Annotated in this window: 10 protein-coding genes; 5 read left to right on the top strand and 5 right to left on the bottom strand. The window is 46.3% G+C overall.

The features are described 5' to 3' along the window. The first annotated feature begins 52 nt into the window (after positions 1 to 52). Entirely contained in the window at positions 53 to 445 is a 393-nt protein-coding gene (locus tag IDJ77_RS16105; protein WP_191190002.1) for a bactofilin family protein, read from the top strand. 104 nt (positions 446 to 549) lie between these two features. Here the strand turns inward: IDJ77_RS16105 and IDJ77_RS16100 are convergent, their stop codons facing one another. Next, the gene (locus tag IDJ77_RS16100; protein WP_191190001.1) at positions 550 to 801 is read right to left on the bottom strand and encodes a hypothetical protein; all 252 of its coding nucleotides are present in this window, start codon (positions 799 to 801) and stop codon (positions 550 to 552) included. 199 nt (positions 802 to 1,000) lie between these two features. On the opposite strand from IDJ77_RS16100, the gene ahcY reads away from it, so the two are divergent. Together ahcY and IDJ77_RS16090 are read left to right on the top strand one after the other, a co-directional pair. Further along, a complete protein-coding gene (gene ahcY, locus IDJ77_RS16095; protein ID WP_191190000.1) occupies positions 1,001 to 2,317 on the top strand; it encodes an adenosylhomocysteinase in 1,317 nt (438 codons plus the stop codon). Positions 2,318 to 2,520: 203 nt separating this feature from the next. Next, positions 2,521 to 3,141, top strand: a complete 621-nt coding sequence (locus IDJ77_RS16090; RefSeq protein ID WP_191189999.1) for a hypothetical protein — start codon at positions 2,521 to 2,523, stop codon at positions 3,139 to 3,141. A gap of 11 nt (positions 3,142 to 3,152) precedes the next feature. Here the strand turns inward: IDJ77_RS16090 and IDJ77_RS16085 are convergent, their stop codons facing one another. The 3 genes from IDJ77_RS16085 to IDJ77_RS16075 form a co-directional block, all read right to left on the bottom strand. Further along, a complete protein-coding gene (locus tag IDJ77_RS16085; protein WP_191189998.1) occupies positions 3,153 to 4,034 on the bottom strand; it encodes a hypothetical protein in 882 nt (293 codons plus the stop codon). 70 nt (positions 4,035 to 4,104) lie between these two features. Next, positions 4,105 to 4,506 carry a DUF5655 domain-containing protein gene (locus IDJ77_RS16080; protein WP_191189997.1) on the bottom strand — a complete coding sequence of 134 codons (402 nt, stop codon included), beginning with the start codon at positions 4,504 to 4,506 and terminating at the stop codon, positions 4,105 to 4,107. Between the two features lie 41 nt (positions 4,507 to 4,547). Further along, positions 4,548 to 6,908: a PAS domain-containing protein gene (locus tag IDJ77_RS16075; RefSeq protein ID WP_191189996.1), complete on the bottom strand. Its 2,361-nt coding sequence runs from the start codon at positions 6,906 to 6,908 to the stop codon at positions 4,548 to 4,550. A 221-nt stretch (positions 6,909 to 7,129) separates the two neighbouring features. Between IDJ77_RS16075 and IDJ77_RS16070 the strand changes: the two genes are divergently transcribed. Beyond that, complete coding sequence (locus IDJ77_RS16070; RefSeq protein ID WP_191189995.1) at positions 7,130 to 7,846, top strand: pyridoxine 5'-phosphate synthase; 717 nt, start codon at positions 7,130 to 7,132, stop codon at positions 7,844 to 7,846. Here IDJ77_RS16070 and IDJ77_RS16065 read toward each other — a convergent pair. Continuing rightward, the gene (locus IDJ77_RS16065) at positions 7,843 to 11,280 is read right to left on the bottom strand and encodes a gliding motility-associated C-terminal domain-containing protein (RefSeq protein ID WP_191189994.1); all 3,438 of its coding nucleotides are present in this window, start codon (positions 11,278 to 11,280) and stop codon (positions 7,843 to 7,845) included. The genes IDJ77_RS16070 and IDJ77_RS16065 overlap by 4 nt on opposite strands. A gap of 125 nt (positions 11,281 to 11,405) precedes the next feature. Here IDJ77_RS16065 and gcvP point away from each other — a divergent pair, with 125 nt between their 5' ends. Beyond that, complete coding sequence (gcvP, locus tag IDJ77_RS16060; protein ID WP_191189993.1) at positions 11,406 to 14,315, top strand: aminomethyl-transferring glycine dehydrogenase; 2,910 nt, start codon at positions 11,406 to 11,408, stop codon at positions 14,313 to 14,315. Positions 14,316 to 14,371: the final 56 nt, after the last annotated feature.

Genomic DNA, 14,371 nt, shown 5'->3' with positions numbered 1-14,371 from the left:
TACAACTATTCACCATTCACCCAACCAACCACTCACCAAACTCCCCCTCCCCATGGCAATATTCTCAAAAAAAGAAAAAGTGGCTTTAGACCTGCAGGCTATATCCACCCTCATCAGCGAAGGCTCGGTACTCGATGGTAACCTTAACGCCCCTGCCTTTGCCCGTATTGACGGAACCGTAAACGGCAACATCACGGTAGACGAAGGCCTTATCCTGGGCGAAAAGGGCCTGGTGAAAGGCAATATCGTTACCAAGGAGATCATTGTTTACGGTAATGTTACGGGTAACATCAACGCGTCGTCTTTAGAGATCCGCAGTACAGGCAACATCAGCGGCGATATTAAAACTGCAACCCTGCAGGTAGAAATGGGCGGTGTGCATAATGGCAGCTTGAGCATGGCGCCTGTTGTGGCCGGGAAAACCATTGGGGAAAAAGCCGCATAGTTTGTCTGAACCATGATGCGAAGGATTTAAAGATTGCCCTGATTGCAGGTAAGCATCAAGTAATCCTTTAATCCTAAAAATCAAGGTTCAGACAATCAGCGTTATCATTCAATCAGTAAAACGGCGAAGCCCTGTTGAGCACCATGAAAAAATAATAACTCGCGAAAAATCAGCGGTTCAGAAAATGCGTTAGGGATTGCAGCGGAAAACCCACAGCCGCGGGAGAGCCTTAGCGCGTAGGCAAGGGCGAGGATTTGCAGCGTAAAGCCCGGGCCGAAGGCAACGCCCCAATTATTTGAACCATGATGCGAAGGATTTAAAGATTGCCCTGATTGCATTTTTTTAAATCCTTTCATCCTCTAATCAAGTCAATCAAGGTTCAGACAATCAGCCCTATCATTTAATCATTAAAACGGCGAAGCCTTCCTGAGCACCTTAAATAAACAATAACCTGCGAAAAATCAGCGGTTCAGCTTGCCCTATGGCAACTAAACCCGTACACCTTTCATTAAAAAAATTATATTCTTTACTTTTGAAGAAAAAATTAGAAAAGCTATGTCGACAGTAGAAACCACCTACGTTAAAAATAAAGTGAAGGATATTTCACTTGCCGCCTGGGGCCGCAAAGAAATTGAATTGGCCGAGGCCGAAATGCCGGGCTTAATGGCCCTGCGTGCCGAATACGGACCAGCACAAATATTAAAAGGCGCGCGTATAGCGGGCTGTCTGCACATGACTATCCAAACTGCGGTATTGATAGAGACCTTACAGGCCCTTGGTGCCGAAGTTACCTGGTCGAGCTGTAACATCTTCTCTACCCAGGATCACGCTGCTGCTGCTATTGCTGCCGCAGGTACTTCTGTTTACGCCTGGAAAGGTATGAACGAAACAGAATTCGACTGGTGTATCGAGCAAACTCTTTTCTTCGGTGAAGACCGCCAGCCATTGAACATGATCCTGGATGATGGTGGTGACTTAACCAACATGGTTTTCGACCGTTACCCGGAACTTGCTAAAGGCATCCAGGGTTTATCTGAAGAAACCACTACTGGTGTTCACCGTTTATACGAGCGTATGAAAGCCGGTACTTTATTGGTGCCAGCTATCAACATTAACGATTCGGTTACCAAATCAAAATTCGATAACAAATACGGCTGCCGCGAATCGTTGGTTGATGCTATCCGCCGCGCTACCGACGTAATGATGGCCGGTAAAGTAGGCGTTGTTTGCGGTTATGGCGACGTAGGTAAAGGTTCTGCAGATTCTCTGCGTAACGCTGGTGTACGCGTTATCGTTACCGAAATTGACCCTATCTGCGCTTTACAGGCAGCTATGGAAGGCTTTGAAGTGAAAAAACTTTCTACCGCTATTGCCGAAGCTGACATTGTGGTTACTGCAACAGGTAACAAAAACATCGTTCGTGAAAGCCACTTCCGCGCCTTGAAAGATAAAGCTATCGTTTGTAACATCGGTCACTTTGATAATGAGATTGACATGGCCTGGTTAAACAGCGCTTATGGCAATACCAAAATTGAAATTAAACCACAGGTTGATAAATATACCATTGAAGGCAGCGACGTTATTGTTTTAGCGGAAGGCCGTTTGGTAAACCTTGGTTGCGCCACAGGCCATCCAAGTTTTGTAATGAGCAACTCGTTCACCAACCAAACTTTAGCCCAGATAGAACTTTGGACCAACGCTGATGCTTACGGAAAAGAAGTTTACACCCTGCCTAAACACCTGGATGAAAAAGTTGCCCGTTTACACCTTGCCAAAATTGGTGTCGAACTGGAAGTTTTAGACCAGGATCAGGCCGAGTATATCGGTGTAACTGTAGAAGGTCCGTTTAAACCGGAGTACTATCGTTACTAAGAAGGTAAAAGCTTAAAGCTAAAAGGCGAAAGCTTTAAAAGGGATGTGGTGAAAACTACATCCCTTTTTTGTTGTGGCCATTAGTGTTGCCGGGCATTTACCCAATCCAGTGTGCGTACGTAATTATACTGTTTAAAAAAGGGTGTTTTCACCGTGTTGATTATAAGGCTGTTACTATAACTTTAAGTATAAATACTTAATTTATGGAAAAGAAAAGTCCGGCGGTGATTACGCTGATATTATCCGGTGTTTTTGCGGTACTTGGCACAATAGTGGGCGGTATAGTACAAGGTTACTGGAACGTGCGGCTTGCCGAGCAGAAGTACCAGTCGGACCTGGTGATGAAAGCGCTGGAGTCTGCATCTGCGCAGGAACGGTTGCTCACCTTAAAAATGCTTGTGCACACCAATTTGTTAACCCAATCAGGAGTTAGGGATAGCGTAAGTAATTACATCATCGAAAAGGAAAAGGACCCGGAAAGTATCCCGCAGGTAAAACCTACGGCGGGGCAAACATTAGAGGCACCCATAGTGGATAATGCCCGGGTATATTTGCTTACCGGCAACAAAACAAAAACAACAGGTTTTGTTGACCTGAGCGCACAGCTTAAAGCCGCTGGTTATACGGTAATGAACGCCCGATATATTGTGGACGCCGGCCGAGCTGATAAGCCCGAAATACGATACTTTAACGAAAGCGACAAAGAGCAGGCAGAGAAGCTGGCGGAATTTATGCGCTTTAATTATGATAAAGCTTACGCCGCCAACCTCTATCAGGATGCTAAAGCTAAGCCTGGGTATATAGAAATTTGGCTGGGGAGGTGATGCGCGTTTAATTACTGCTTATAAAGCAACCCGTATTTTTTATTTCTCAGCGCCATCAGCGTTCCGGTAAGCCTAAAGTATCTTCCCAAGCCTTCATCGGATAAGCCAGGCATCGATTCCTGCCGTTCTTTGCGAATGGCTTCTTCATTGGTGGCGGTTAATTCGGTTTTGCCCTGGCTGATAAACTCTTTCCTGTCTTTTAAAACAAAGGCCTTGGTCGAGTCGGCAAGTTTGTTTTCGTCTATCAGTTTGTTTAATAAGCTGTCGCCGCGCGCGGTGCTTAAGATGTTTAAAACAACAGCGGCGTTGTGCCTGCCGGTTGGGTTCCCATTGGTGATGATATTAATTAAACAGCGTTCGGCACTTTCGGTTGTCATGGTATTATACAAAAACAAGCTGGCATCAATTGCGCTTAAGTCTATCACATGGATGGTTAAGTAAACGTGTGCCCCCGGGGTGCTTATCAACTTTTCGGTAGCCGCGGTAATATCTTTGCCGTTTTTGGCCAGGGAAAAGCATACCTGTAAATAAGTTTCCAGTTGCAGTTGTTTTAAGTCGGTTTTGTTTACGCCGGCCAATACTACATCCAAATATTGTTGTTTTCTATCGAGACTTAGTATTAGGGTAGATGCATCAAAACAAAAATAAGGGTCGTTATTTTCGTTCAGGATCATCTCTTTTAAACAGGGCAGAGCCTTGTTCGGGTCGGTTTTGGCGAGGTTCCAAAATTTGTCCAGCTCGGCAGATTTTGCTTCCTGTTGTTTTGTAGTTAGCGAGGTAGGAATAAACCCGTAGCACTGTGTTTTTAGATTAGCCAATTTCTCGCAAAGCGATTGTGCGCGGCTGTTAAAAGAAATAATAATAAATAATGCAATAACGGATAAACGCCTCATAGGTGCAGGTTTAAGTTCGGTTTAAATTTAGGCTTTTGATTGATAAATTAAAAGTATGGTGGTTTAAGGTCTACAATAATTCATACGATCCCCTTATCCAGCTAAAAAGCTGTGGGCGTAATTCATTGGTATTACTCAGCCGGATATTATTTTGAAACCTGCCTGCCGTCGCTATGCTTTTAAATATCGGCGGGCCTTCCATTTTTTCGGCAGAGTAGAATTTAAGATCAAGCACCTTTTGCATTGGGCGGATAACAAAGAAAGTTTGCCGGTGCACAAAGGTGATACAGTTTGGGGTGGTGCCTACCAAAACATCGGGCCAGTCGGCAACTTCGGCAAGGAGTTTATCAAAGAGTAAGATCAATTCCGGCGATTTGCCCTTAAACAGGCTGTCCAGACTTACTTTGGCGCAGTAATGCCTTTGGCTTTCGCTGGTTAGTTCGCGTTCGCATTTGGGGCAGGTGTAGGGCATAAGGTAAAGTTAGCGTTTGCCCGTGGTATGTCCAAGATCTTCTAAAACACAATCGTAAACGTAGTCCCCTCATTAGGCTCGCTTTCTACTGTAATTTTCCCGCCAAAGGTTTCTATCTGCGTTTTGGTCATAAAAAGGCCTACGCCCTTGCTGTCGTACCCCTGGTGGAACACGTTGTTGAGCTTAAACATGTTTTGGCCGTGGCGGCTCAGGTCTATCCCCAGTCCATTATCGCTAAATTCAAGCACTACGCGGCCGTCGATAATTTTGGAGGAAATATTTATTTGGGGGGCAATATCCGGTTTGCTGTATTTAAGCGAATTACTCACCATGTTGTAAAATATACTTTCGAGGTACATTTTAGGAAATTTCATGCTGGCCACTTGCAGGTCGGTTGTAATTACCGCTTTTTTGGCGGCTATCTGGCCCTTCAGCATAGCGTCGGTAACGTTCACCATCTCGGGCAGGTAGCACAGGTCGTACATCATGTTTTTATTATTACGTACTTCCAGCACCTTCATCAGTTCGTTCAGCGTTTCGTTGAGGGTGAGGCTGCTGGTTTTCAGCATCCCTAAAAGGTTCTCTTTTTCGGCAGGCTCTTCTTCTTCAGCTATCATATCCAGCAGCATGCCAATACTGCCTGCCGGGCCGCGCAGGTTATGGGCAATAATGCGGTTAAAATCTTCAAACTGGCTTATCTTGCTCTCGAGGTTAAGCGCGCGCTTATATTCGTCTATATCGGTGCAGGAGCCAAACCATTTAATGGTTTCGCCCTTGTCGTTCTTCATGGGCAGGGCACGGGAGAGGTGCCAGCGATAAACACCATCAGATTTACGCTTAAACCTCACCTCCGATTCATATGGGGTACCGGTAGCCAGGCAGTAGTGCCAATCGTTACCATCTTTCTCAATATCATCGGGGTGCAGCACCATCGGCCATCCAAAATCTTTGGTTTCTTCCAGCGTAAGGCCGGTATAATCAAACCAGTAGCGGTTGTAATAATCTACGCTGCCGTCCGGGTTAGATGTCCAGATGATCTCGGGGATAGAATCGGCCAGGAACTTAAACTCCTGTATATCCTGTATGGTTTTATCCTGCTTTTGCACCAGGCTTACCTGTACCTTCAGTTCTTCGTTCAGCTTTTTCTGGGTGGTAACGGCGCGCATCAGGGCAAGTTCGGTGCGCTTATAATCGTCAATATCCTGAAACGTGCCATAAAGCCTTTTGCAAACGCCGTTTGCAAACTCAGCGTTACCCAGGGCGCGTACCCAAAGATCTTTGCCTTTAGCGTTGGCTATTTGCACTTCGAGGCTCCACGGAACGCCATGGGTAACGGCTTTGTTTATCGCTTCGGCCATTTTATCGCGGCTTTCGCCTATTTTATAAAAATCGATGGCGGTCACCAGGTTAGGTGTATAATCTGCCGGTACGCCATGTATCTCTTTGGTAACGGGTGTCCAGTATAAGGTTTGATGCTGAAGGTCGAACTCCCAGCCGCCTACACGGGCAACAGTATTAGTGCGTTCCAGCATCTCTGATGTTTGTGCGAGCACTTTTTCGAGCTTTATCTTTTCGGTAACGTCGCGGCCTATGCCAAAAATATTACCGGTAGATGCCTCGGGGGTAGACGTCCACTGGATGGTTTTGTACTCGCCGGTAATACTTTTAAAACGCTGTAAAAAGTTAACGGTTGGTTCTCCCCGCGTTAATTTTTCGAGTTGTTTAACCGTAGGCTCAACATCATCGGGGTGGATAAACTCAAACGTGGACGTACTTAACAGGTATTCTTCCTCCCAGCCCAAAACACGCTTAAATGCGGGGTTTATCTTTTTAAAAAAACCATCTTCGCCACCTACAAAAACCAGGTCGTTGGATAAGTTGAAGATCTTTTCGAAGTTTTGCAGCTGCTGTTTTTGGCGTCGTTCTACAATTAAAACGATAACTTCCTCGGCAAGCACCTGCATGGCCCGTTTTTGCTTGTCGGTAAGTTGCTTTGGCTCGCGGTCTATCACACACAGCGTACCCAGCGCGTGGCCATGTGGATCTATCAGCGGGTACCCTGCATAAAAGCGGATATCCGGCGCGCCGGTAACCAGTATGTTGGATTGAAAGCGGGGGTCTTTTGTCGCATCGTTTATCTCCATCAGGTTGGTATCCATAATGGCGTGGCGACAGAAAGAAATATCGCGCGAGGTTTCGCGCACATCAAGCCCAAACATAGATTTAAACCACTGGCGTTTTTCGTCAACCAATGAAACTAAAGAAATAGGCACCTCGCAGATGATAGAAGCCAGTTCGGTAATGCGATCGAACTCGTGCTCGCTTAGGGTGTCTAAGATCTCGTACTCATCAAGCGCTTTAAGGCGCGCTTTTTCATTAACTGGTACAGGGGTATCGGTCACTGTGGTTTTTAATAATTTGGTATTACGAATATATTAAATTATTACTTTCTTAAAAGCATGAATTTCAGTTAGTAATGAAAAATATTTTAATATTGGTAACAAAAGCGCGGTTAGTTTAAAATGCAATCGGTTGTGGAAACTGTGGGCGCGTGCACAGCTCAGCCTTGTTATAACTTTTATACAGCGGCTTTATTTAATGCCATATGTATTAACTTTGCATCATGGCCCGTTTATCTGTAAACATCAATAAAATAGCTACACTGCGCAATTCGCGCGGTGGCAATAACCCCGATCTGGTACAAGTTGCTAAGGATTGTGAACGTTTTGGCGCGCAGGGCATCACGGTACATCCCCGGCCCGATGAGCGGCACATCCGTTATAACGATGTGTTCGATCTGAAGAAGATAGTGACCACTGAATTTAATATTGAAGGCAATTGCGAAGAGCAGAAGTTTGTAGAACTGGTGCTGGCCAATAAGCCCGAGCAGGTTACCCTGGTGCCCGATATTTTGGGGCAGATAACCAGTAACCATGGCTGGGATACCATAAGCAACCAGGCTTACCTGCAGGATATTATTAAGGTGTTTAAAGACGCGGGCATCCGTGTATCGATATTTGTAGACCCGGTAATAGAAATGGTGGAAGCCGCCGCTACAACCGGCACCGACCGGATAGAGCTTTATACCGAGGCCTACGCCACCCAATACACGCAAAATAAGAAACAGGCTGTTGCACCCTATGTTGCAGCTGCTGAGGTAGCGCACAAACTGGGGCTTGGCATTAACGCCGGGCATGATCTGGACCTGCACAACCTTAAATACTTTGCAGAAAATATCCCGGCGCTGGATGAGGTGAGCATTGGCCACGCGCTGATCAGCGATGCTTTATATTACGGACTGGAAAACACCATCCAAATGTACCTGCGCCAGCTGGCCTAACGGATAATGGTGACGTTGCCCGATATAAGGCTGCAACTTTTTAGATTGATAATATAATAGTAAACACCCGCCGGCAACGGTTTGCCATTGTACGTGCCGTCAAAAGGTTTGGGGTATCCTTTTGATTGGAATACCAGTTGCCCGCCGCGGTTGAATACGCTGATTATACCATTGGTGTAATTCTCAATTCCTTTAATGTTCCAGTAATCGTTTATGCCGTCGCCATTGGGCGTGAAGGTGTTGGCAATGCCATTGGTAATAGTGCCCAGGGCCACTTTTACCTCCGCCCGGGTGCTTTCGCAATAACCATAGGTAAGGGTTACGTAGTAGCTTCTGCTCCCCGTAATGTTGATATTGAACTTGCCGCCGATCTCTTCATCAATAGGCGTTAGACTGGTTTCGGTATCGTAAAGGCGGTAAATAGCCGTAGCGAAAGCGTCATCTACAGTAATAATGGCCGGACCCGCGCTGCACAACGCAATATTTGTTGCCGACGGCGGAGGAGGTGTAGCTGATACATCTACAATATTATAAGGCGGCTCAGCCTTGTTGCACCCTCCATCGGTAATGCGTAATTTATAATGCCCCGGTAAAAGGCCCGTTATCGATGCCTCTTTTTTGCCGGGTATCGGGTTGTCGTTGTCGTCGGCATTTAACCATTGATAGGTATAAGCACCTGTACCGCCGGTAACCCTTGTTTCGGATACACCGCCAGTGCCTACGCCGCATTGGGTATTGGTAACCGTGCCAAAACTCAATACTTTAAATTCGGGGTAAGTCTCTACGGTAAATGTGCCGGGGAGCTGGTTTTCGCAAAAGTTTTTATCAGTTAAATATACCGTATAGTTACCTGCCGGCAGAAACTGTACGGTTTTATCGAATCCAACATTCTCGCCTGCACTATTTACCCAACGGTATTTAGTAGGTTGTTCGTTAGCGTTTTCGGTATTAAGTGTGATGGTACCGGTAGGAAAAGCGTCGCAAGTTTTTGTTTTGGTATAAGTGATGCCCGTAAATACCGTTGGCGGGAAACCTGCTACCTCAAAATCGTAGGATCTGCTACAGGTTGTGTTGCTTATGGTAAGCGTGTAAAGCCCTGCTTCAACGTCCTTTAGATCAGGCTTGTCGCTTATTGTCGTGCTGGTACCGGTTACCACCCATTTATATGTTGTTGCGCCGGAAGCCTGCAGGCCCGTAATAGAGCCATTTGCCTGGTTACAGGTGGCGGAGAGGCCGCCCTGGCCAGTACGGTCCAGCGATACACCGTTGCTTTCGAGTATCTCAATTTCGGTACTGTAAACCGGCGGGCAACTTGTGCCATCATTTACCCTTAAACGGTATTTGCCGGCAAATGCGCTGGTGAGCTCCGGTAAGGTACCAACTTCATGGTCCTGTGCATTGCGCCAGCTATATTGCAGGGTGCCTGTGCCACCGGTTGCATATACGCCTTTAATAGAACCCGTAGGGCTGTTACAATTGCTTGGATTTGTAGTGTACGACGACTCGACGATGACGGGCGCATCTTTGTTTTTTACCATAAAAGGCCCAAACTTTTGCTTGCAAGTGCCGTCGTTGTTGCCAACCTCAAATGTGTAACTCCCGGCCGTTGCAGCATCAAGATCTGTGCAATCGCAAACCACTGCACCTGTTGCATCAAGCCATCGGTGATAAAACTGGGCCGACTGTGTATGTATCACAACGCCCTTAATAGAACCAGCGGCGGTGCAAGTTGCATCTGTATATTGAAGGTTGTTGAGATCAACAGTTATTGACATATCTTTAATCTCATAAGTTTTGGTGATATCGCACTCGCCACCCGAGCCTACTTTAAGCGTGTATATACCAGCGTCTTTATCTATCAGGTCTCGTTGAGAACTTACCAGTTGATTTTTATCGTTATACCATCGGTAGCCAAAAGTGTAAGGAGTATTAATGCCTGTTACCGATCCTTTCTTACCGCAGGTTTCGTTTACTATTACAAGTTTGTCTTCATTAATATTTAATCCGGTAAACAAACCGGTTAAATTATTTATTGTGGCTGATGCCATTACATAGCCGGAAACCGCGCCGCTGTAAACCCAGTTGCCATTTGCGTCTGCCTTAACAGTAGCAAAATAGTCTTTGGGCGTTGGAATGCTGCTACATCCACAACCGGCATAAAATAACTCCACATCGGCATTTGGGGTTGAGGTGCCGCTTATGCCTGTATTGGAAACGGAAGCTATTTTAACAAAGGGCAATTTATCCACCTCCGTTGAGTTTACAGCACTTATAAATCCGACACAGAAAATGCTGTTGCGGCTTATTACAAACTTTTTCGCCGGATTTTTATTATCCGGCGGACTAAGGACTATTCCATCCAGGCAATACGCAATTAGGTTTTTATCCGAGGGGGTAGGTCCACCTATCAAAACGTCAGCATCAACCGATAGCGAAATTGCATTAAATGCAATACTCTGGCTGAATTCGTTAAAATTGGCCAACCCCGCAAAGTCTGTATTAAAAGCATTCCCTTGGATAACGATGCTGCCTTTAACTGAATTCATATACAACAAATCGGCACCGTACACATCTGCTATTATGTTGTTTTTTATTACAGCATTTAATGGGGTATATTGCCGTGTGCCAGATACAACGTAAGTGCCCTCTACACGTACTCTTGTTTGATTTATTAAGTTAAAGCCATATGGTGCTTTGGTTCCTGTATAGTTAGTCCCCATTAGGTTATAGCTCAAATCAAGACTATTGACAGCAGGGCCATCAAAAAAGATTTCCGTTAATCCGGCAATAACGTTTTTTGCATCGGCGCTTCCACCGATGATAACATTAGCGCAACTAAATAAGTATAACCCCCCTCCACGGGCAATTTCGCCGGATTTATCCACCCAGCATATGTTGCTTTTAAAAGAACAAAGCTTTCCATTATTTACGATAACATTCCCGCTCTCGAAAAAGTTACCTTTGCCGGGTGCACCTATAGTTACTGTATTAAAACTTTTTAGTTCGATTGCAGACCCACCTACGCTGTTATTATCGCAATCAAACCAAACTCCATATATTTCAATAAAATCTGCTCCATTACTGTAGAAAACCTTTAGATTGTCTGGAATTGTAAATTTAAGGGTTAATTTAACTTTGGCATCCGTAACGCCAAATTTTACTCCGGGTTGCGTACTGGCGTCAATACTGATGTTGGATGTGATGTTAGGCAATTGTGTCAGCAGCGCAATCGTTCTTCCCGCCTCGCTCACATCCGGCAAATTAAAATAGATAAAGTCCTTCTCTGCACTCCCATTCGCCGCCGCCAGCGTTAATGCTTCCCGTAAAGTGCCCGGGCCGCTATCGGCATTGCTGGTTACGGTAAATACTTCGGCACGCACCTTAGCAGATAAGAAAACTACCAATAAGAAAAGTAAAACCCGCCTGCCGAACATAAATCAATTAAGAACCTGCAAAATACAAATTCCGCTTGTAAAACCATTGTCACTAATACATTACCCAATTGTTATTCAATACCTAAAATTGTACCTTTGCGCTAAATTTAAGGGACACCCATTTGATGAAGCTGAACATAGATTACCAGGAAAAATTCCAGCACAGGCACATAGCGCCAAACCAGGCAGATACCGATAAAATGTTAAAAACTATTGGTGTGGAAACGCTTGACCAACTGATAGATGAAACCGTGCCAGCCAAAATAAGGCTTAAAGCGCCACTAAATTTACCTGCCGCCAAAAGCGAGTTTGATTACCTGAATACGCTGAAAGTAACCGCATCAAAAAACAAGGTTTTTAAATCGTACATCGGCCAGGGGTATTATGATGTGATCGTTCCGGGTGTGATACAGCGTAACATCCTCGAAAATCCCGGATGGTATACGCAGTATACACCCTACCAGGCCGAGATAGCCCAGGGCCGCTTACAGGCGCTGCTAAACTTCCAAACCATGGTTATTGATCTTACCGGGATGGAGATTGCCAACGCATCGTTATTAGATGAAGGTACCGCAGCTGCCGAAGCTATGTTTATGCAATACAGCCTGCGCAAAAACCAAAAGGCCAATGTGTTTTTTGTGAGCGAAGAGGTGTTCCCGCAAACCATTGATATTTTAAAAACCCGCAGCGAGCCTTATGGTATTAAACTGCAAATTGGCAGCCACGCCAATGTGGAACTTACCGATGATATGTTTGGCGCCATTGTGCAATACCCTGCCGGCAATGGCGAGGTGTACAACTACAAAGGCTTTGCCGACCAACTGCACGAAAAAGGTATAAAACTAACCGTTGTTGCCGATATCATGAGCCTCACCCTGCTCACCCCTCCGGGCGAATGGGGAGCGGATATCGTAGTGGGCAGCACCCAGCGCTTTGGCGTACCCATGGGTTTTGGCGGCCCGCACGCGGCGTACTTTGCCACAAAAGAAGAATACAAACGCTCTATTCCTGGCCGCATCATCGGCGTAACCATTGATGCAGCCGGCAACTATGCGCTGCGCATGGCTCTGCAAACCCGCGAGCAGCACATCCGCCGCGACAAGGCAACCTCCAATATTTGTACCGCACAGGCGCTATTGGCTATTATGGCCGGTATGTATGCCGTTTACCATGGCCCCAAAGGCGTAAAGCTGATAGCCGAGCGCATCCACGGTTTAACCGTATTGCTGGCCTCGTCGCTGAACGAATTAGGCTACGAGCAGCTAAATAAAGTTTATTTTGATACCCTGAAGTTTGACCTGGGCGTATTGGCCGGGCCTATCCATTCAGAAGCTTTAAATAACGAATCGAATTTCCATTATAACGGCAGCGAGGTTACTATCTCCCTTGATGAAACTACCTCGCCGGAGGATGTGAAGAACATTGTACGTTTCTTTGCCAAAGTAAAAGGCAAAACGTTAACCGATGCTAATTTTGATGAGCTGAGGGGAAGTGTGGAGACCGTAATACCTGCCGAATTGCAGCGTACCTCGGCTTACTTAACGCACGCCTTGTTTAACTCGCACCACAGCGAGCACGAGATGCTGCGTTACATCAAATCGTTAGAGACCAAAGACCTTTCGCTTTGCCACTCGATGATAGCACTGGGCAGTTGCACCATGAAACTGAACGCCACTACCGAAATGGTACCTGTTACCTGGGCGGAGTTCAGCAAAATGCACCCCTTTGCACCAACCGACCAGGTAGGTGGCTACATGCAATTGTTTGATGAACTGAACAAATGGCTGAGCGAAATTACCGGCTTTGCCGCCATGAGCCTGCAGCCAAACGCAGGCGCGCAAGGCGAGTATGCCGGATTAATGGTTATCCGTGCTTATCACCACGATAGGGGCGAAGGTCACCGTAACATTGCTTTAATTCCATCATCGGCACACGGTACCAATCCTGCATCAGCAGCTATGGCCGGCATGAAGATCGTAGTAGTAAAATGCGACGAGAATGGCAACATCGACGTAGAGGACATGCGTGCCCGCGCCGAGCAATATAAAAACGAACTAAGCTGCCTGATGGTGACTTACCCATCAACCCACGGCGTGTTCGAGGAATCGATCATCGAGATCTGCGAGATCATACATGCTAACGGCGGCCAGGTTTATATGGACGGCGCCAACATGAACGCACAGGTGGGGCTTACCAGTCCCGCCAATATTGGTGCCGATGTTTGCCACCTGAATTTACACAAAACCTTCTGTATCCCACACGGCGGTGGCGGCCCGGGTATGGGCCCTATTGGTGTTGCAAAACACCTGGTACCTTACCTGCCGGGCCATGCGGTGGTTGATATTGATAATGGTAAAGCTATCCACGCGGTTTCGGCTGCGCCATGGGGATCTGCTTCTATCCTCATCATCTCCCACGCTTACATCGCTATGATGGGTGGCGACGGATTAACTAACGCTACCCGTTACGCTATCCTGAATGCCAACTATATTAAAACCCGCCTCAAAGCGCATTATAACGTATTATACACCGGCAGCAAAGGCCGTTGCGCACATGAGATGATCCTGGATTGCCGCTCGTTTAAAGCTTACGGCATCGAGGTAGTGGATATAGCCAAACGTTTGATGGATTACGGTTTCCACGCACCAACAGTATCTTTCCCGGTTGCGGGTACGGTGATGATAGAACCAACAGAATCGGAGCCAAAACACGAACTCGACCGTTTCTGCGATGCCATGATCTCTATCCGTCACGAAATTGCCGATGTGGAAAGCGGGCTTTCAGATAAAACAGATAACCCGTTAAAGAACGCACCGCATACGTCCGCCGTAATTACCGGCAATGAGTGGGAGCACTCGTACACCCGCCAAAAAGCAGGTTTCCCGCTGCCATATGTAGCTGCTTACAAATTCTGGCCATCAGTAGGCCGTGTAAACGATACCTACGGCGACAGGACTTTGATATGCTCTTGCCCGCCGCTAAGCGATTACGAGTTTGAAGAAAGCGAAGTAACCACGCCTGAATACGGAACGTGATTTTAAATGTGCAGATTTCGGATTTTAAATGTGCACATGAATGATTAAATTGAGGC

Origin of the sequence: Mucilaginibacter pankratovii (assembly GCF_014773265.1) — a bacterium.
Lineage (GTDB): Bacteria > Bacteroidota > Bacteroidia > Sphingobacteriales > Sphingobacteriaceae > Mucilaginibacter > Mucilaginibacter pankratovii.
The sequence above is the reverse complement of the archived record's forward strand: the minus strand, read 5'-3'. Positions and strand labels throughout refer to the sequence as shown.